The organism is Thalassobaculum salexigens DSM 19539 (assembly GCF_000423805.1).
Taxonomy (GTDB): Bacteria; Pseudomonadota; Alphaproteobacteria; order Thalassobaculales; family Thalassobaculaceae; genus Thalassobaculum; species Thalassobaculum litoreum.
On the sequence record NZ_KE384093.1, the window covers coordinates 102,840 to 121,111 of the forward strand.

Genomic DNA, 18,272 nt, shown 5'->3' on the forward strand with positions numbered 1-18,272 from the left:
GCCGGTCCCTATTGCCCCCGCAGCGGCTTCTCGTCAGCGCCGATCTCGATCTTCCAGCCCTCCATCATCGTGCCTTCCAGATCCAGGTGCGAGGCCAGATAGAACAGCCGGTCGGTCTCCGGCGTGTTGTAGCCCATCTGCTTGGCTTTGTTGGCGAGCTCGAAGCGCTGGTAGAACCAGGACGGCTGGAACGACTGGTAGTAGAAGCGGGCCGTCACCGACGCCGCCTTCCTGCCGCCCAGTTTCCCGCTGGCGATGCGGTAGCGCAAGCTGTCGGTGCCGCTGTTCGGGCTGGCCGCGAAATCCGGATCTTCGCCGGTGCCCGTGGGCTCGGTGGCCTGCATGAACTCGTACAGCAGGTCGCCCTGGTCGGCGATGCCGGAGTTCTCGCTCTTACCGGCGAAATCGGCCGCCGTCACCCAGCCCGCCGGCATCAGGCGGTTGTCCTTGATGTGTTTCACCCGATGCACGAAGGACGTGGTGAAGTCGCCGTCGGCGTTCTGCACCAGCTCCTCGTAGATCTGCACCTGATCGTCCTCGGTGATCTGCTCGTAATGCGGCTGGTAGGCGGTGCCGCGCAGCAGCTCCGTGGCCAGCACGGTGCCTCCGGTATCGGTGATCAGCCCGCCCTTGTTCGGCCGGCCCGAGGCCCAGAGCAGCGCGCCGTCCTCGCCCCGGACCTCCAGCGAGACCCAGGCGCGGCGGAAGGCGACGCCGCTCGGCAGGCGGTGTCCCGTGGTGTTCGCCACCGTCACGTCGACCACGAGATCGCCGGCCGAGTCGGTGGTGGCGGAGCGGACCGCGACGGAGCCGACGCGGCCTTCGCGGATCGAGGCGGCCATGGCGTTGACGGCGAGGTCGGCGCCGGTTTCCGCCCCGGTCTCGTAGTCCGAGCTGTCGACGCCCAGGACCGCCGGGAACTGCTTGACCATCTCCACCATGAAGCCGTTCAGGCCGACCAGTTCATGGCGGCTGTAGTCGGCCCGGTGCGGCACGCTGATGTCCTGCGCCGGCAGTTGATGGTCTGCGGCGGCGTAGTCGGAATCCTGGATCGTGGCGATCTGGCTCACCAGCGGGTCGATCGCGTCGGTCAGCTTGTCGTCCGCGTCCACGGTGACGAACCGGTTGGGCATGTGACAGTCCTGGCAGCTCGCGAAGTCCGGCCCCTGCTTGTTGAACTTGCCGGGCCCGAACTTGGAATTGACCCATTCCAGATAGGTCGCCTGCTCGATGCTGTGGGGAATGCCCTGGAAGTGCTTGTTGGGCTCCAGCGCGGTCAGAATCGGGTACTCGTCCACCGTCGCCCCGATATTCGGCAGGTTGATCGTGTGGCAGGTGCCGCACATCGCCGAATCCTTGGTGAAGGGCGGCTTGCCCTCGGTCATGGGCGGCGCGACCTTCGGCGTGATGCCCATGGCGTGGAGCATCGGCTTGGGCACGACGTCCGCCAGCGGACCCAGGAGCTCGTCCGCCTCGGAGCGCTCGTACAGGCCGGTGTTGTTGTTGGCCGTGAAGTAGAGGAAGGCGTCGGACCATAGATTGTCGGTCCGGCTACCGAGCCAGGACGGTGTCTCCTTCTCGACCTTCTCGGTCCAGCTCGCCACCTGCTGCTTCGAGGCCGGGGCGATGTGGTGACAGACCGTGCAGCTGATCCCCTCGCGGGCCAGCTCGCCGTATTCCGCGTCGGCGATCGGATGGAACGCGGTGGGCGGGATCGGCTGGTCGGGGATCGGTGTGAAGGGTGGGTTCTCCTGCTGTGCCTTCGTCAGCGGCTCGGTCAGGTAGAAGATCTCCGGATTGAAGTTCGGGTCGAGAATACCGCCATGGGGCAGGCTCTGCTTGCCGTCGGCGATGCGTTTGGCGTTCTCGTCCAGGCCCATCTGGCGCAGGCCCATCGCCCCGTGGCACCGCAGGCAGGTATCCACCAAGGCCTGCTGGGTCTGCTGAATGGGTTCCGGGCCGGGCTTGCCGCCGTCCAGCGCGCCGTTCTCCTCCAGCAGGATGATCATCTCGCTCTCGAGCTGGGCGTGGAAGATCGGGTCGCGGCCGGCGAGCCCCATCGGCGACCAGCGCCATTCGCCATAGGGCGAGACGTTGTAGCCGTCGCCATAGGCCTGCCCGGTCGAGACGAACATCGACACACCGGACGGCGCGCCGCCCAATCCGCCATGGCAGCCCATGCAGTTCGACGAGGTGAGGTAGTGCTGCGGATCCGTGCTCGGATAGACGTTGTCGGAATACTCCGACGGCAGAGAGAAGCGTGCGATCTCGGTCGCCCCCGGATCGGGCTTCAGCAGCGACAGATCGAGAAACGCCTCCAGAAACGCTGTGTTCGGCTTGGGCAGGGGCTTGTCGTGGGGGGAACCGAGCAGACGGTCGGTGTCCGGCCTGTGCTCGTTCCTGACCGGGGCCTGGGCGGCCTCCTCGGGTGTGAAGAACGGACGCTGCTGCTGCGGCAGGTCGAGCTTGGCGAACAGGGCCTTCCGCTCGGCCTCGGGCGCGTCGGCCAGATGGGTGTCGACGATCTCCCAGACGGTCTTCGACGCGCCGCCGTCCTCCACCGCGCCGACGGTCGCGTGCTTGGTCAGGTAATCCTTCGACCGCCAGGAATTGTCGACCTTGAACTGCAGCGGGATCTTTCCCGGTTCGAAGTTCTTCGCCGAGGCGAAGGTATTGCCGTTCGCGGCGGAGGCATGGCAGCGGATGCAGGTGCCGACGCCGAAGCCGGATACCGGCACCATCTCGCCATTGTCCACGTTCGACGCGCCGCCCGGCTTGTCGAAGGAGGCCCCCTTGAACGGACCGGACCAGAACCAGCCATCCTTCGAGTTTCCGCCGCTGTCCTGGATCATGACCGTCCAGCCGACCAGGAGATCGGCCAGCAGCGCCTCGTGGATCCCTGGATTGGCCTTCAGGTAGGGCGTCTCGGCCAGGGTGGCGTAGAGCGCGGCCGGCGGGTTGAACATCTCCTTGATGAGGATCGCGCCCTGGGGCACCGGTCCCTCGCGACCGCCGTCGATCCAGGTCACCGCCTCGGGCGAATAGTGGATGCGCACCGCCGGGTGGGTGCCGTAATAGTCGCCCCGGATGAACGGTCCGGTGTCGCGGACCTTCGTGTCGATCTTCCAGCCGGGCAGGCCGACATAGCGCCGGTCGACGAGCCAGGGATAGAGAACCTCCACCTCGTAGTCCTGCAGCGGCATTGTGCTCGGCAGGGCGGAAAGCGGCGCCGGATCGGCCTTCGGGGTGCTCGGGAGCATCCCGGATGTGAGGGTGAGGGCAGCGAGCGCCGCTAACAATTTTAGTTTGCCGATCATTCGCCATCCCTCCCTTATTTAGAGAATAATGGCATCAGTTCTCTCGCCGGGTGTCAATCGCGGGAGGGCGATATTGAGTAAATTCTTATGCTGGTCCCCCGGCCCTCTCCGCGACCTTGGCGTTTAGACGGCCCCGCGCAGCCGGTCGCCCAGCTCGCCCATGCGCTCGGCCTCCAGATTGGCGAAGGCGAGCCGCAGATATGGGTCCTGACCCGGGCCGAACACCGTGCCCGGCAGGGCCAGCACGCCGTGCTCCTGGGCCAAGCGCCTGGCGACCGCATGGGCGGTCTCGCCGTCGAAGGGATGGCGCACATAGGCGAAATAGGCGCCGGTGGAGACGAGGTCGAAGGCGAGGTTGCCGGAGTTGAAGACGTCCAGCAGCGCCTGGCGCCGGCCGGCCATCATCTCCCGCTTCTCCCCGGCCCAGTCCCACAGGTGTTTCAGGGCATATAGGGCGCCGTCCTGGCCGATCCGGGCGGCGCAGATCGACATGGTGTCCATCAGCTTGGCCACCTGTTCGATGAACTGCGGGCCGGCGATGATCGACCCGACCCTGTAGCCGGTCAGGCTGAAGACCTTGGAGAAGCTGTAGAGCTGGACGACCGTATCGCCCCATTCCGGGTCGCTGAACAGGGTGTGGCGCGGTTCGGACGGGTCGAGGAAGTCCTTATAGGTCTCGTCCAGCACCAGGGCGATGCCGCGCTCTGCGCAGAGGTCGCGGAACCGGGCGATCACCGCCGGCGGCACGACGGCGCCGGTCGGATTGTTCGGGCTGACCAGCACCAGGGCGCGGGTGCGCTCGGTGATCAGGGCAGCGGCCTCCTCCGGGTCCGGCACGCCGCCGCGGTCGGCCCGGAACGGCAGGTGCACGCCGGTGACGCCCAGGGAGTCGAGCCACATCTGGTGATTGAAGTAGTAGGGCAGCGGCAGGATCACCTCGTCGCCGCGCCGGGCCAGGGCCATGATGGCAAGGCAGTAGGCCTGGTTGCAGCCGGCGGTGATCTGCACGTTCGCCGGGGCGACCTCGCCACCGTAGAATCCGCTCATATGTTCCGCCAGCGCCGATTTCAGCGCCGGGGTGCCGGTGATCGGGGCGTATTGCGCCGCTTCGAAGGTCCGGGCGCGGTCGGCCAGATGGGCGCGCAGGGCCTCGTCGGGCGGATAGCTCGGCACCGCCTGGCAGCAGTCGAGCAGCGGTTTGCCGGGGATCGGCGGGCGGCCGTCGACCCAGGCGCGGGCTTCGGCGATCGGCGGCTCGACGACGGAGACGACGTCGGGATTGACGGTGAAGGTCATGGCAGGGCGTCCAGATCAGCGATCCCGATCCCTTAGCACGGCGGATGCCTCTGTCGAAGAGGGCGGCTGCGGTTCGGCCTCAGGCGGCGGCGATCGGCTTGCCCCGGCAGCAGCAGGCGGCAGTGACCGGGAAATCGGTACGCGCCTGGGCGAGGGTCAGACGCTGGCGCAGGATCTCCGCCTCGGCATTCCCGCCACGGCGCTCCACGCATTCGAGCAGCCCGTGCAGCGCCCAGACATTGTCCGGGTGCCGGCAGGGGCGCGGCACCGCGGGATCGAGGCCGAGATCGGCGCGGTAGACCGCCTCCGCCTCGGCATGGTGCCCCTGTTCGGCCAGCAGCGCGCCGAGCGCATGGCGCGGCGGGTGCATCCAGGCCCAGGGCTCGGTGTAGTTCAGCGCGTCGTTGCGCTCGACCGCCTGGCGCAGGGCGTCGAACGCCGCGTCGAACGCACCGCGGCGATAGGCGATCTCGCCGGTCAGCATGGCCGCACCGACGCCCAGGGTGTCGCGCACGGTGTTGCTGAGGAAGATCGCGTCCTCGGAGAAACCGTCGCGGGCGGCGTGGAAGGCCTCGGTCTCGCGGTCGGCTGCGTCCAGCTCGCCCAAGGCGGCATGGGCCACGCCCTTGGCGTAGTGGAACATGGCCGCGCGGATCGGCGCCAGGTCGGGATCGGCCGGCGGCGCCTCCAGCGTCAGCTCCCGCCACTTGCCGAAACGCACCTGCACATGGCTGCGCATGCCGGAATAGCCGTCGAGGATCGAGCGCATGAACGGCGCGCTGGCGGCCAGCAGGTCGCGGTGGGCGATCGCCCGGATCCGCTCGGCGGCGTGCAGTGCCGTGCGGTACTGGCCCAGCAGCATGGCGGCGTAGATGTACAGGTGCAGATCATGGCAGCGCGCGGTGGTGTAGAAGTTCGTGTCGCCGCCGAAGGCCAGGTACTTGTCGTCGGCCGCCACCGCCCGCCGGCTCTGCTCCACCGCCTCGCTGTAGCCGCCGCAGAGCACGTAGATATGGGCCGGCATGTGCTCCAGATGGCCGGCATCCGGCGCCATGCCGCGCAGGGTGTCGGCGCTGGCCAGCGCGCGTTCCGGCTCGGCCGACATTTCCAGGGCGTGGACATGCATGTGCAGCACACCCGGATGCTCAATGCCGTCGCGGGCGCAGCGGGCCAGCGCGGTTTCCAGCACCTCCAGCGCCTCCAGCGTCAGGCTCGCCGGACTGGGCGCGCCGGTGCGCAGGTCGAACAGCATGCGCGGCGTACAGGTGACGGCGGCCTCGGCGAACAGGGCGGTGATGTCGAGGTCGTCGGGATGGGCCGCGTGAACCCCGCGCATCGCGTCGGTGAACTCCCGGTGCCAGCGGTTCAGGACGGCACGGTCCCGCTCCGACGGCGACTGGTAGCGCAGGGCGACGGCGTCGATCAGCGCCTTCTCCGCCGGGCTTGCCGATCCGGCGTGTGCGCCCGCCTCCAGGGCCGCGGCGTGGCAGACCGGCAGGGTGGCGGCGATCTCGGCGTCGGAGAAGCGGATCCAGGCGCGGTTGTAGAACGGCCCGCTGGCATAGGCCACGCCCCACCAGGCCATGGCGCAGCCGGGATCGACCGCCAGCGCCCGGTGGAAACAGGCCACCGCTTCCTCGTGGTTATAGGCGAACAGCCAGTTGAGCCCGCGGTCGAACCAGAGCTGCGCGTCCGTCGAGCCGGTCGTTATCGGGCGCGTCCAGGTTCCGAGATCGAACGGATAGGCCGGATCGATCTCGGTCATGGCGCTCAGAGTCCGTCGTTGAAGTCGTCGAGCAGGACGGCGATCCGTCCCTCGTCGAGCTGGTCCATGATCGCCCGGGCGCGTTGGGTCGCGGGGGCCAGGGACAGGCGGCGGATGCGCTGCTTCACCCGGGGCAGGGCGGTGGCGGACATGGACAGCTCCTTCACCCCCATGCCGATCAGCAGCGGCGCGTAGCGCGGGTCGCCGGCGATCTCGCCGCAGATGCTGACCGGCAGCCCGTGGCGGTTGGCGGCATCGATGGAGAACTGGATCAGCTTGAGGACCGCCGGATGCAGCGGGTTGTACAGGTCGGCCACCTGCTCGTCGCCGCGGTCGATGGCGAGCGTGTACATGGTCAGGTCGTTGGTCCCGAGCGCCAGGAAATCGCATTCCATGGCCAGCGCGTCGGCGGACAGGGCGGCGGCCGGCACCTCGATCATCGCGCCGAGCGGCGGGGTCGGGTCGGCGATCCGCACCTTGCGGCGCTTCAGGCGGCGCACGACCTTGGTCAGGATCGCGCGCACCGCCCGCACCTGGGCGGTGGAGGAGATCATCGGCAGCAGGATGCGCACCGGCCCATGGGCGCCGGCCCGCAGGATGGCGGAGAGCTGGGTCTCCAGCAGCTTCGGCTCGCGCAGGGACAGCCGGATGGCGCGCAGGCCCAGCGCCGGGTTGGCGCTGTGGGCGATGCGGTCGCCCAGCGCCGTCGCCAGCTTCTCGCCGCCGACATCGAGGGTGCGGATGGTCACCGGCTTGCCGGCCATCCCCTCCACCACCTGGCGCAGGGCGGCATACTGCTCGTCCTCGTCGGGCAGCACGTCGCGGTTCATGAACATGAACTCGGTGCGGAACAGGCCGACCCCTTCCGCCCCTCGGTCGGTGGCGATATCCAGGTCGCGCGGCAGCTCCAGATTGGCCAGCAGCGAGATCGTCACCCCGTCCAGGGTGATCGCCGGCAGCGAGCGCAGGCGGGTCAGCTCCCGTTCCAGGCGCTCCCGCGCCGCCGCCCGGCGCCGGTACTCGGCCAGCGAGTCCTCGTCCGGGTCCAGCACGATGCGGCCGGTATCGCCGTCGACGATGATGGTCTCGCCGGAGCGGATGGCCTTCGGCGCCACGGTGGCGCCCAGCACCGCCGGCAGGCCCATGGAGCGGGCCATGATGGCGGTGTGGCTGTCGGTGCCGCCCAGGGCGGTGACGAAGCCGCCGATCTTCGCCGGGTCGAGCAGGGCGGTGTCGGCCGGGCTCAGCTCCTCGGCGATGATGATCGCGCCCTCGGGCACATGGGCGAAGGCGTGGTAGGGCGTCTCGGTGAGCTGACGCAGGATGCGGTCGCCGACCTCGCGCACGTCCTGGGCGCGGGCGGCCAGATAGGCGTCGTTCACCGCCGACAGGCTGCGGACCATCTCGCCGACCACCGACTGCACCGCCGCCTCGGCGTTGATGCGCCGGTCCCGGATCGTGGTCGAAACCCCACCGGCGAGACGGGAGGAGCCGAGCATCGCCGCATGGGCCTCCAGCAGGGGCCCCAGTTCGTCGAGCACCCCGGCCGGCAGCGCCTCCGCCTTGCGGCGCAGCTTGCGCACCTGCTTGTCGGCGCGGGCGAGGGCGGCTTCGAAGCGCTCGACCTCCATGACGAGCTGGCTGGAGGCGACCTGATATTCGGGGACCTGCACCACGCCGGCGTCTAGCACATGCGCGGGGCCGATGGCGATTCCGGCGGAAACCCCGATCCCCTCCAACAGTCCGCGCTTGCCTCCCTTGTCCTGGCGCGCCCGTGCCTTTCGGTTAGTGGTCTTCATCGAATTTGGACTCCACCAGATGGGCGATGGCGTCCATCGCCTTCTCCGCATCCGAGCCCGTCGCGCGTACCAGGATCGAACAGCCCGGTGCCGCAGCAAGCATCATCAGTCCCATGATGGACCGTCCGGAAACGGATTGTCCGTCCTTTTCCACTTCGATATCCGCCTCGAAATCGCCGGCACACTTCACGAACTTGGCTGCAGCCCTGGCGTGCAGTCCGCGTTTGTTGGTGATCAGCAGCTTGCGTTGCTCCATCGACACCGCCCGGCCGATCACGAACCGGTCGCCCCCAGTACTTCGGAGGCGATGGATATGTACTTTCGCCCGGCATCCCGCGCGGCGACGCTCGCCTCGCCCAGGGAGGCGGTCGAGCGCACGCTCGCCAGCTTGATCAGCATCGGCAGGTTGACGCCGGCGATCACCTCCACCCCGGGACGGTCGATGATCGAGATCGCCAGGTTGGACGGCGTGCCGCCGAACATGTCGGTCAGGACGATGACGCCGTCGCCGGCATCCATCTCCTTCGCCCGGTCCATGATTTCGCTGCGGCGCTGCTCCATGTCGTCGTCGGGACCGATGCAGACGGTCGCCATACCGGTCTGCGGGCCGACGACGTGCTCCATCACCGCTTTGAGTTCGTCCGCGAGGCGCCCGTGGGTCACCAGAACAATGCCGATCACGATGTCGTCCGTGCTGTTTTGCTCATATTGCCGGGGCGCCGCCCCCCTCGCGAGGCAAATCGCGATGGCGGAGCGTGACAGGAGTTCCCGCGCTCTTCAACCACTCGGCCAGCCGCTCGGCCACATGCACCGAGCGGTGCTTGCCACCGGTGCAGCCGATGGCGACCGTCAGGTAGCTCTTGCCCTCGCGCGCGTAGCGCGGCAGCAGGGGGCCGATCAGCCCGGTGAGGGAGTCGAAGAACGGCGCGAAGCCCGGATCCCCGGCGACGAAGGCGCCGACTTCCGGGTCGCGGCCGTCGCGCGGGCGCAGCTCCGGCACGTAGTGGGGATTGGCCAGGAACCGGACGTCGAAGACCAGGTCGGCCTCGCGCGGCAACCCGCTGCGGAAGGCGAAGGACACGACGGTCACCGTCATCGCCCGTCGCGCATCCAGCGACAGGGACGAGATCAGGTTCTCCCGGAACTCCGCGAGGTTGGACGAACTGGTGTCGAGCACCGCGGTCGCCAGCTCGCGCACCGGCCCGAGCATCCGCCGCTCGATGGCGATGCCGTCGGCGATCGGCCGGTCGGTGGCCAGCGGATGGCGCCGGCGGGTCTCGGTGAAGCGGCGGATCAGCACGTCGTCGTCGCAGTCTAGGAAGACCACGCGCAGATCGACGTCGGCCCGGGCCTCCAGCTGCGAGATCGTGTCGGCGAGGGCGTCGGTGGCGAAACCCCGCGTCCGCGGATCGACGCCGACGGCAATCCGTCCCGCCGCGTCGCGGGGGGCGAGCAGCGCCGGCATCAGTCCGAGGGGCACGTTATCCACCGCCTCGTACCCGAGGTCCTCCAGCACTTTCAGCGTCGAGGTGCGCCCGGCCCCGCTCAGCCCGGTGACCAGGACGACGGACAGGGGGGCGGTCATTGCGTGCTCACCTGGCGCACGGCGAGCCGGACCTTCGCCGCGGCGGAGGCCTCCAGGGCATAGAGCGAGATCACCGGCATGGAGATGCCCAGATGGGTCCAGCGGCCGGGATCGGGCATGCGGGGCACCTGCTCCAGGGGCACGAGGTCGATGACCAGGACCAGCGAGACCCGCTGCACCGCCTGGACCGAGACGATGCCGATCCCGCGCACCTCCATGCGGCCCGACAGGGCTTCCGGCGCGCGGGCGATCAGGCTGTCGCCCTCCCGGGCGATCTCGACCCGATCATCGGCGACCAGCGAGGCGCCGGCATCGATCAGCCGCAGGGCCAGGTCCGACTTGCCAATGCCCGACGGCCCGCGGAGCAACACGCCGCGGCCATCGATCGACACCACATTCCCCCAGATCGTCTCCATGGCGCGGAGAATGGGTGCGTCCGGGCGCCCAGGCAATCCCCGATCCGTACCGCCTGCGGCTGATGCCGGATGTCGCGCGACGTTTGAATCCCTTTGCGTCGGCCGATGGCGACGATATAACGGCGCCAAACAAAGACGGGCGCCTGCCCGCATCAAGCCGACCGGGCCGAGGCGCACCTCGGACGGCCGCGCAGTCGAGAGACTTTTTCAGTCGCGAGACTTCGCCGCCACTGGCTGCTGCCATAGAAATCGAGGAGAGAACATACAATGACCGCAGGCCTGGACAGCTTCAAAACCAAGGCGACCCTCGACGTCGCCGGGAAAACCTTCACCTATTACGACCTGACCTCCCTGGAGGCCGCGCATCCCGAGATCGCGCGCCTGCCGTATTCGCTGAAGGTTCTGCTGGAGAACCTGCTGCGCTACGAGGACGGGGTCACCGTCACCCAGGAAGACATCACCGCGATGGCCGACTGGGCGAAGACCCGCAAGTCGGCCCGCGAGATCGCCTATCGCCCGGCGCGCGTGCTGATGCAGGACTTCACCGGCGTGCCGGCCGTGGTCGACCTCGCCGCCATGCGCGACGCGATGGAAGGGCTCGGCGGCGACGCCACCAAGATCAACCCGCTCTCCCCGGTCGACCTGGTCATCGACCACTCGGTGATGGTGGACGATTTCGGCAATCCCGAGAGCTTCAAGAAGAACGTCGAGCTGGAGTTCGAGCGCAACAAGGAGCGCTACGAGTTCCTGAAGTGGGGTCAGGAGGCGTTCTCCAACTTCCGCGTCGTGCCGCCGGGAACCGGCATCTGCCACCAGGTGAACCTGGAATACCTGGCGCAGACCGTGTGGACCAAGGAGGAGAACGGCGAGACCCTCGCCTATCCGGATACCCTGGTCGGCACCGACAGCCACACCACCATGGTCAACGGCCTGGCCGTGCTCGGCTGGGGCGTGGGCGGCATCGAGGCCGAGTCCTCCATGCTGGGCCAGCCGATCTCCATGCTGGTGCCCGAGGTCATCGGCTTCAAGCTGACCGGCAAGATGCCGGAGGGCGCCACCGCCACCGACCTGGTGCTGACCGTCACCCAGATGCTCCGCGCCAAGGGCGTGGTCGGCAAGTTCGTCGAATTCTACGGCCCAGGTCTCGCCGACCTGCCGCTGGCGGACCGGGCGACCATCGCCAACATGGCGCCGGAATACGGCGCCACCTGCGGCTTCTTCCCGATCGACAAGGAGACCATCAACTACCTGCGCTTCACCGGCCGCGACGAGGACCGGGTGAAGCTGGTGGAGGCCTATGCCAGGGCCCAGGGCATGTGGCGCGAGAACGACACGCCGGATCCCGAGTTCACCGACACGCTGGAACTCGACATGTCGACGGTGGTGCCGTCCCTGGCCGGCCCGAAGCGGCCGCAGGACCGCGTGCTGCTGACCGAGGCCGCCGGCAACTTCCAGTCGGCTCTGAAGTCCACCCTCGGCGACGGCTCCGGCACCAAGCGCTCGGCGCCGGTCGAGGACGCGAACTACGAGCTGAACGACGGCGACGTGGTGATCGCCGCGATCACGAGCTGCACCAACACCTCGAACCCGAGCGTGCTGATCGCCGCCGGCCTGATCGCCCAGAAGGCGGTCGAGAAGGGCCTGACCGTGAAGCCGTGGGTGAAGACCTCGCTCGCGCCGGGCTCCCAGGTCGTCACCGACTATCTGGAGGCCGCCGGCCTGCAGGACCCGCTCGACAAGCTCGGCTTCAACCTGGTCGGCTACGGCTGCACCACCTGCATCGGCAACTCCGGTCCGCTCAGCGATCCGATCGCCGCGGCGGTGGAGGCCGGCGACCTGGCGGTCTGCTCGGTGCTGTCGGGCAACCGTAACTTCGAAGGCCGCGTGAACCCGCATGTGAAGGCCAACTATCTGGCCTCGCCGCCGCTGGTCGTCGCCTATGCCCTGGCCGGGTCGATGTTCGTCGACATCAACAACGACTCGCTCGGCGAGGACAAGGACGGCAACCCGGTCTATCTGCGCGACATCTGGCCGTCGAACCACGAGATCGCCTCGACCATCCAGGCCAAGCTGACCCCCGAGATGTACCGCTCGCGCTACGCCAACGTGTTCCACGGCGGCAAGGAGTGGCAGAACGTCTCGGTGTCCGGCGGCCTGACCTACGACTGGAACGACGGGTCGACCTACGTGCAGAACCCGCCCTACTTCGTCGGCATGTCCAAGGAGCCGGGCGAGATCACCGACATCAAGGGCGCCCGCGCGCTGGCGATGCTGGGCGACTCGATCACCACCGACCACATCTCTCCGGCCGGCTCGATCAAGAAGGACAGCCCGGGGGGCGAGTATCTCCTGGAGCGGCAGATCCGCCCGCTGGACTTCAACTCCTACGGCGCGCGTCGCGGCAACCACGAAGTCATGATGCGCGGCACCTTCGCCAATATCCGTCTCCAGAACGAGATGACCCCGGGCGTCTCCGGCGGCATGACCAAGCTGGTGACGAGCGGCGAGCAGATGCCGATCTACGACGCCGCCATGAAGTACGCCAAGGCCGGCACCCCGCTGGTCGTGATCGGCGGCAAGGAGTACGGCACGGGCTCGTCCCGCGACTGGGCGGCCAAGGGCACCCGCCTGCTGGGCGTGAAGGCGGTCATCGTCGAGAGCTTCGAGCGCATTCACCGCTCGAACCTGGTCGGCATGGGCGTGCTGCCGCTGCAGTTCCCGGAAGGCACCGACCGCAAGTCGCTGGGCCTGACCGGCGAGGAGACGTTCGACATCACCGGGATCTCCGAGGGCATCACGCCGCGGATGCCGGTGCCGATGACGATCACCTACAAGGACGGCACGACCAAGACGGTCGAGCTGCTGTGCCGGATCGATACCGCCAACGAGGTCGAGTACTACAACCACGGCGGCATCCTGCACTACGTGCTGCGCACCCTCACCAAGGCCGCGTAAGCGGGTCCGGCAGGGTCTAAACAGGAACGGGCGCTCCGAAGGGAGCGCCCGTTCGCTTTTGCGTCGGTGGTTGTCGTCAGAAGCTGTAGGTCAGGAACATCCCGCCGAAGACCTGGGTGGCGCTGCCGCGCTCGTCGACGATCGGACTGTCTGCGAAGTCGTCCATCAGGCGCGACACGCCGGCCATCGCGCCGATGCCGATCGCCCGGGTGATGGCATAGCGGGCCGAGACCCTGAGCCCCACATCGCGCAACCCGTCGCCGGCCGAAAACTGCGACAGCCCGCTGGCCGAGGCGCCGGCGGCGTCGATCGAGTAGTAGGTGCTGGCGTAGTCGTTGTCGGCATAGGTCGCCGAGGTGCCGATGGACAGCTGCAGCCGCTGGGTGGCCTGCAGCCCGTAGGTCACGCCGAGGGTCGCGGTCGAGCCGTTGTCGTCGGTCGCCGCCCACATGGCCTCGATCTCGACGCCGAGGGAATCGCGGTCGCCGAAGATTCCTTTCTCGGTGTAGCCGGCGAACAGGCCCACCCAGAGCTCGTCGTCGATCTCCGGCAGCCGGTCGACAACGTCGTCCTCCACATCGTCGCGGCCTTCGCCGTATTTGACGATCGGGCCGAATTCGAACAGGCCGTGGGGCAGCACGTTCGCCTTCACGCCGGGCCCGTCGGTCTCGACATACAGGTTGTCGTACTCGACCTTGAGCACGGGGAAGGGCTGGATTTCGTACTCGTCGGACCCCAGATAGTCCGGGTGATAGATCCCGCCCGCGCCGAGGGTGACCCGCCACGGTGACTCCGGACCGGAATCTTGAGGTTTGTCGTCCGCCCGGACCGCCGACGGAGCAAGGGCGAGCCCGAGCGCCACCGCGACGAAATATCCGGACGCCATCCGCGTCTCACCCATAGAAGCCTCTCTCAAAGCGATATTTACGTCGTCAATATTCTCTTGCGGCGCAGGCGTCAACGTCAAAATTGACAGCGCAAATATTCCGTAGATAGGCTGCGGAATGGCGTATCATCACGGCAATCTGCGGCAGGCCCTGGTCCAGGCCGGACTGGACATCCTGGCCGAGGAGGGGATCTCGGCTCTCACCCTGCGCGGCTGCGCGGCACGGGTCGGCGTGTCCCATTCGGCCCCGAAGAACCATTTTCACAACCTCGACCGCCTGATTGCCGCGATCGGCGCCGAGGGCCATCGCCGGCTGAGCGTCGCGATGCTCGGCAAGATGGCCGACGCCGAGCCGTCCCCCCGCGCCCAGCTGGTGGCCGCGGCCAAGGGCTATCTGGCGTTCGCCCTGGACCATCCCGACCTGTTCCGCCTGATGTTCTCGCTGCCGCGGCCCGAGGTGTTCGATGCGGAACGGCGGGGGGCGGCAGACGAATCCTACGCGATCCTCCGCCGCGTCTGCGCCCCGATCGTCCCGCGGATCAACGGCGTGCCGGTTGCCCCGGCGGTGGTCGAGACCATGGTGTGGAGCTACGTCCACGGCTATGCCTCCCTGGCGGTGAACAACCGCCTGCGCCGCCCGGAGGAGGCGATGGGCAGGCTGCCCGGGATCGAGGAGGCGATGCCCGAATTCGAGATCGGCGACGCCACCGTGATCGGCGACGCGTCGGCCCGCGGCCCGACGGGTTGAGGTGGGCCGGGGCCGGGCGAGGTGCTATTGTAATTTCCTGCATACGCCGCATCGGGAAGGATCCGGGAGGGAGTCGCTCATGACCAGTCTGCTGCACCGTCCCGCGGTCAGGCTTGTTCTCGTCGCCGTCCTGCTGTTGGCCGCGGCACCGGCCTCGGCCCAGTGGCGCGAGAATCCGGGCCATGTCCAGGCGCAGGCGGCACCGACGGCGCCAGGGACCGACGGGGCGGTAGCCGTGCTGCCCAACCTGCGCGGCGACCTGCCCCCCTGGCAACGGACGCTTTACAAGACCATCACCTTCCAGGCGGTGGCCAATGCGACCGACCTGCTGCTGTTCGACGCCCTGATCGGCGGACATGCGTTCGTGCTGGGCGGCTTCGTCGTCGCCAATGCCGCGACGGCGGCCGGACTCTATTACGGCTTCGAATACCTGTGGCAGCAGGAGGGTCCGACCCTGGCGGAGACCGACGAGGTGACGCTGGTCAAGAAGTCCCTGCTGTTCCAGTCGGTGAACAGCGGCCGGATTTTCCTGCTCGGCTATGGTCTGGGCGCGACCGCGCCGGCCGCGGCCCTGCTCGCGGGGACCGTCTTCGTCACCGATGTCGCGGTGTTCTACGGCAACGAATACTTCTGGGACATCGTCCGGCCGATCGATTCCGCGGCGCCCGGCACGCCGACGATCACGTCCTCTTCAATTCCGGTGACCTACCGATAGCGGCTAGTCTTGGCCGCATGATCACCAGACGGTCCTTCTCCGCGATCGCCGCCGCCGGCCTCGCCGCCGCCGCACTGCCGCGCTCAGGCGCCGCCGTGGGCCTGTCCCCGCGACCGGTGGTCGTGGAACTCTTCACCAGCCAGGGCTGCAGCTCATGCCCCCCCGCCGATGCCTATCTCGGCCGGCTGGCGGCGCGCGACGACGTGATCGCGCTGGCCTACCATATCGACTACTGGGACTATATCGGCTGGCCCGATCCGTTCGCCGATGCGGCCTTTACCGCGCGCCAGCGGGCCTATCAGCACGCGCTGGGCAACCGGACGCTCTACACGCCGCAGATGGTGATCGACGGTGCGGTGGACGCGGTGGGGTCCGACAGCCGGGCGGTGGACGGCATCATCCGCGAGCGGCTCGCGGCGGGGTCCGACGACCGGCCCGTGGTGCGGGTGGAAGCATCCCTCTCACACGGCGAGCTGCGGGCCGAGATCCACGACACCGGCATGCCCGGCCCGGCCGACGTGCTGGCGGTCGCCTATGACGCCCATCACAAGACGCAGATCCGCCGGGGCGAGAATACCGGGCTGAGCCTGGAGAACTTCAACGTGGTCCGCGCGATCCGCAAGATCGGCGAGTTCCACGGTCCGGGCCGCAGCCTCAGCGTGCCGGCCAAGCCCTGGACCGAGGTTGAGGGCGGGATCGCGATCCTGGTGCAGGGCGCCGAGCACGGCCCGATCTGGGGGGCGACGCGGGTGCTGACGGTTTAGTCTTATTCCTCGTCCTCGGGCAGCAGGATCGGCTCGCCGTGGGGCGCGCGCTGGGCGGCGCGGTCCCAGGCGTTCTTGCGCTTGAGAAGCTGTTCCACCGTCAGGTCGGTCTTGGCCAGGACCAGGCCTTCCAGCGCTCTCAGCCAGTGCTGATAGTAGGTGTCGCCCAGATCCGGGTCGCCCTCTTCCTGGGCCGCCTTGATCTCGTTCGACAGGGCGGTGGCCCATTCGTTCCAGGTGTAGAGCCCGGTTTCGTGCAGCTTCACCGCGATGGCGAAGGCCTGCGCCTCCCATGGCTCGCGGAACACCGGCCCGTCATGGTCGACGGGGATGCGGGGCAGGCTCTCCAGGTTCACGGCGGCGGTCATGGCGGTCGTGGTCATGGCGGTCACGGTCATGCCGGTTCCAGATAGGGTTCCCAGAGATCGGCATGCACGGCGCCGCCCTGGCTCTGCGGTCCCCACAGCTCGTCGGCCGCGAAGGACACGTTGTAGAGGTGGTGGGCGGTCTTGTGGTCGCCGGTGGCGCTGGTGTCGGCGAAGACATGGGCGCCGTGATGCATCACCACCGTGCCGACATGGCCGCGCAGGTAGCGCGGCGCGCGGGTGTGTCCGCTCGGATGGAAGGTTCTCACCCGCACCGTGCTGCCCACCGCGAAGAGCGGGGCGTTCGGCACCTCGCGGATATAGGGCGAGCCCTGCTGCAACGCCTTGAACACCCGGTCGGCCGGCAGGGCCGGAACCGTGCCCGGTCCGGCGGCCTTTCCGGTCTCCAGCTCCTCCGGCGTGACCAGACCCTTTTCCACCAGCATGGTCTCCACGCCGTGCAGCCACTGCTCGTAGTAGGTGTTGTCGAGATACTGCGCCGGGGGCTGGCGTTCGCGGGCGTAGCGCGCCTCGTCGATCGACCACTGGCCGAGACCGCCGCAGGCGAGCGTCAGGGCGAAGGCCTTCTTCTCCCAGTCGCCGTGGAAGATGGGATGGACCGGCTCGTCCTCGACCGGACCGAAGCCGTGCATCCCGCCCATGTCGTGCGCGCCGTTCATTCTGCCGCCTCCTGGCGGGCCGGGTACTGGACGGTCTCCACACCGATCATGGAATTGCGGGTCACGAGGTCGGCCAGTTCCTCCTCGCTCAGGTCTTCCGTCCCGGCGGGGCGCTGGGGCAGGACGAGGTAGCGCATCTCGGCGGTGGAGTCCCACACGCGGATCTCGACATCGTCGGGCAGGGCGGTGCCGAAATCGGCCAGTACGCCGCGCGGATCGTTGACCGCGCGCGAGCGGTAGGGCGCCGACTTGTACCAGACCGGCGGCAGGCCCAGCACCGGCCAGGGATAGCAGGAGCACAGGGTGCAGACGACCAGGTTATGGACCGTGTCGGTGTTCTCCACGACCACCATGTGCTCGCCCTGGCGGCCCTCGAAGCCGAAGGACTTGATGGTGGTGGAGGGATCCTCCAGCAGCTGCTTCTTGAAGGCCGGATCGGTCCAGGCCTTGGCCACCACCGCCGCACCGTTGCGCGGGCCGACCTTGGTCTCGTAGGTGTCGACGAACACGTCGAGGGCGGCGGGATCGACCAGCCCCTTCTCCACCAGCAGGGATTCCAGCGCCTTCACGCGCAGCTGAAGCTCGCTCAGCCGCGGGTGCTCGTGGTCATGGTCGTGGTGATGATCGTGATCGTGATGATGGTGGTGATCGTGGCCGCTCATGCCATCCTCCCAGGCGTTTCGCAGGAGGGTAGATCAGATCGCCCGGGGAGGAAACGGGGAGCTTGGTGCGGCTCGGGGGTGGTGCAGCGGCCGCGTCAGGCGTCAGGCCGCCGGGTCCCGGCCCGCCCCCGGATCGGGTCCGGGGTCGTCCGGGATGACGACCGATTTTATAAGTACCCGGCCATTTTATATATTTTCTTTGTTATCTTCCCCGTCATCCCGGTTTGTCCCCGGGCTTGATCCGGGGCAAGACCGGGACCGTTACTCCGACGTGGCCCGCCGACGTGAAGCCGACTGAACACGTCGGACAAACGCAAAA

16 protein-coding genes are annotated in these 18,272 nt (G+C 68.2%); 4 read left to right on the forward strand and 12 right to left on the reverse strand.

The features are described 5' to 3' along the window. Window positions 1-8: 8 nt before the first annotated feature. From G578_RS24745 to G578_RS0104760, 8 genes are all read right to left on the reverse strand, one after another. Complete coding sequence (locus tag G578_RS24745; RefSeq protein WP_038013626.1) at window positions 9-3,317, reverse strand: hypothetical protein; 3,309 nt, start codon at window positions 3,315-3,317, stop codon at window positions 9-11. A gap of 123 nt (window positions 3,318-3,440) precedes the next feature. Then, window positions 3,441-4,613 carry an aminotransferase gene (locus tag G578_RS0104730; RefSeq protein WP_028793259.1) on the reverse strand — a complete coding sequence of 391 codons (1,173 nt, stop codon included), beginning with the start codon at window positions 4,611-4,613 and terminating at the stop codon, window positions 3,441-3,443. A gap of 79 nt (window positions 4,614-4,692) precedes the next feature. Beyond that, window positions 4,693-6,378: a tetratricopeptide repeat protein gene (locus G578_RS0104735; protein WP_038013629.1), complete on the reverse strand. Its 1,686-nt coding sequence runs from the start codon at window positions 6,376-6,378 to the stop codon at window positions 4,693-4,695. A 5-nt stretch (window positions 6,379-6,383) separates the two neighbouring features. After that, entirely contained in the window at window positions 6,384-8,177 is a 1,794-nt protein-coding gene (gene ptsP / locus G578_RS0104740; protein WP_028793261.1) for a phosphoenolpyruvate--protein phosphotransferase, read from the reverse strand. Then, window positions 8,164-8,433: an HPr family phosphocarrier protein gene (locus tag G578_RS0104745; RefSeq protein ID WP_028793262.1), complete on the reverse strand. Its 270-nt coding sequence runs from the start codon at window positions 8,431-8,433 to the stop codon at window positions 8,164-8,166. Before G578_RS0104745 ends, ptsP begins: the two co-directional genes overlap by 14 nt. A gap of 17 nt (window positions 8,434-8,450) precedes the next feature. Further along, entirely contained in the window at window positions 8,451-8,858 is a 408-nt protein-coding gene (locus G578_RS0104750; protein WP_028793263.1) for a PTS sugar transporter subunit IIA, read from the reverse strand. Between the two features lie 22 nt (window positions 8,859-8,880). Then, window positions 8,881-9,762 (reverse strand): RNase adapter RapZ, encoded by an 882-nt coding sequence (rapZ, locus tag G578_RS24750; protein ID WP_051243976.1) that lies wholly within the window; start codon window positions 9,760-9,762, stop codon window positions 8,881-8,883. Further along, on the reverse strand, window positions 9,759-10,214 hold the full coding sequence (locus tag G578_RS0104760) for an HPr kinase/phosphorylase (protein WP_245565561.1): 456 nt from the start codon (window positions 10,212-10,214) through the stop codon (window positions 9,759-9,761). The genes rapZ and G578_RS0104760 overlap by 4 nt, the downstream gene beginning before the upstream one ends. A 231-nt stretch (window positions 10,215-10,445) precedes the next feature. On the opposite strand from G578_RS0104760, the gene acnA reads away from it, so the two are divergent. Continuing rightward, window positions 10,446-13,133 (forward strand): aconitate hydratase AcnA, encoded by a 2,688-nt coding sequence (acnA, locus tag G578_RS0104765; protein WP_028793265.1) that lies wholly within the window; start codon window positions 10,446-10,448, stop codon window positions 13,131-13,133. A gap of 76 nt (window positions 13,134-13,209) precedes the next feature. On the opposite strand, the gene G578_RS0104770 is transcribed toward acnA, so the two are convergent. Further along, window positions 13,210-14,019 carry a MipA/OmpV family protein gene (locus G578_RS0104770; protein WP_028793266.1) on the reverse strand — a complete coding sequence of 270 codons (810 nt, stop codon included), beginning with the start codon at window positions 14,017-14,019 and terminating at the stop codon, window positions 13,210-13,212. A 118-nt stretch (window positions 14,020-14,137) separates the two neighbouring features. Here G578_RS0104770 and G578_RS24755 point away from each other — a divergent pair, with 118 nt between their 5' ends. The 3 genes from G578_RS24755 to G578_RS24760 all read left to right on the forward strand — a co-directional run bounded on the left by G578_RS24755 (window position 14,138) and on the right by G578_RS24760 (window position 16,246). Beyond that, a complete protein-coding gene (locus tag G578_RS24755) occupies window positions 14,138-14,767 on the forward strand; it encodes a TetR/AcrR family transcriptional regulator (protein WP_051243981.1) in 630 nt (209 codons plus the stop codon). Window positions 14,768-14,846: 79 nt separating this feature from the next. Continuing rightward, the gene (locus G578_RS0104780; RefSeq protein WP_028793267.1) at window positions 14,847-15,482 is read left to right on the forward strand and encodes a hypothetical protein; all 636 of its coding nucleotides are present in this window, start codon (window positions 14,847-14,849) and stop codon (window positions 15,480-15,482) included. Between the two features lie 17 nt (window positions 15,483-15,499). Next, window positions 15,500-16,246, forward strand: a complete 747-nt coding sequence (locus G578_RS24760; RefSeq protein ID WP_038013633.1) for a DUF1223 domain-containing protein — start codon at window positions 15,500-15,502, stop codon at window positions 16,244-16,246. 2 nt (window positions 16,247-16,248) lie between these two features. Here G578_RS24760 and G578_RS0104790 read toward each other — a convergent pair whose 3' ends face one another. From G578_RS0104790 to nthA, 3 genes are read right to left on the reverse strand one after another with little or no spacing between them, the layout of a single operon-like run. After that, complete coding sequence (locus tag G578_RS0104790) at window positions 16,249-16,644, reverse strand: nitrile hydratase accessory protein (RefSeq protein ID WP_245565562.1); 396 nt, start codon at window positions 16,642-16,644, stop codon at window positions 16,249-16,251. Further along, window positions 16,641-17,291: a nitrile hydratase subunit beta gene (nthB, locus tag G578_RS0104795; protein ID WP_028793269.1), complete on the reverse strand. Its 651-nt coding sequence runs from the start codon at window positions 17,289-17,291 to the stop codon at window positions 16,641-16,643. The genes G578_RS0104790 and nthB overlap by 4 nt, the downstream gene beginning before the upstream one ends. Then, entirely contained in the window at window positions 17,288-17,953 is a 666-nt protein-coding gene (gene nthA / locus G578_RS0104800) for a nitrile hydratase subunit alpha (protein ID WP_028793270.1), read from the reverse strand. The genes nthB and nthA overlap by 4 nt, the downstream gene beginning before the upstream one ends. Window positions 17,954-18,272: the final 319 nt, after the last annotated feature.

Coding starts and splice junctions, on each gene's coding strand:
- G578_RS24745 (WP_038013626.1), bottom strand. CDS start 3,317: ATGATCGGCAAACTAAAATTGTTAGCGGCGCTCGCTGCCCTCACCCTC.
- G578_RS0104730 (WP_028793259.1), bottom strand. CDS start 4,613: ATGACCTTCACCGTCAATCCCGACGTCGTCTCCGTCGTCGAGCCGCCG.
- G578_RS0104735 (WP_038013629.1), bottom strand. CDS start 6,378: ATGACCGAGATCGATCCGGCCTATCCGTTCGATCTCGGAACCTGGACG.
- ptsP (WP_028793261.1), bottom strand. CDS start 8,177: ATGAAGACCACTAACCGAAAGGCACGGGCGCGCCAGGACAAGGGAGGC.
- G578_RS0104745 (WP_028793262.1), bottom strand. CDS start 8,433: ATGGAGCAACGCAAGCTGCTGATCACCAACAAACGCGGACTGCACGCC.
- rapZ (WP_051243976.1), bottom strand. CDS start 9,762: ATGACCGCCCCCCTGTCCGTCGTCCTGGTCACCGGGCTGAGCGGGGCC.
- acnA (WP_028793265.1), top strand. CDS start 10,446: ATGACCGCAGGCCTGGACAGCTTCAAAACCAAGGCGACCCTCGACGTC.
- G578_RS0104770 (WP_028793266.1), bottom strand. CDS start 14,019: ATGGCGTCCGGATATTTCGTCGCGGTGGCGCTCGGGCTCGCCCTTGCT.
- G578_RS24755 (WP_051243981.1), top strand. CDS start 14,138: ATGGCGTATCATCACGGCAATCTGCGGCAGGCCCTGGTCCAGGCCGGA.
- G578_RS0104780 (WP_028793267.1), top strand. CDS start 14,847: ATGACCAGTCTGCTGCACCGTCCCGCGGTCAGGCTTGTTCTCGTCGCC.
- G578_RS24760 (WP_038013633.1), top strand. CDS start 15,500: ATGATCACCAGACGGTCCTTCTCCGCGATCGCCGCCGCCGGCCTCGCC.
- G578_RS0104790 (WP_245565562.1), bottom strand. CDS start 16,644: ATGACCGTGACCGCCATGACCACGACCGCCATGACCGCCGCCGTGAAC.
- nthB (WP_028793269.1), bottom strand. CDS start 17,291: ATGAACGGCGCGCACGACATGGGCGGGATGCACGGCTTCGGTCCGGTC.
- nthA (WP_028793270.1), bottom strand. CDS start 17,953: ATGAGCGGCCACGATCACCACCATCATCACGATCACGATCATCACCAC.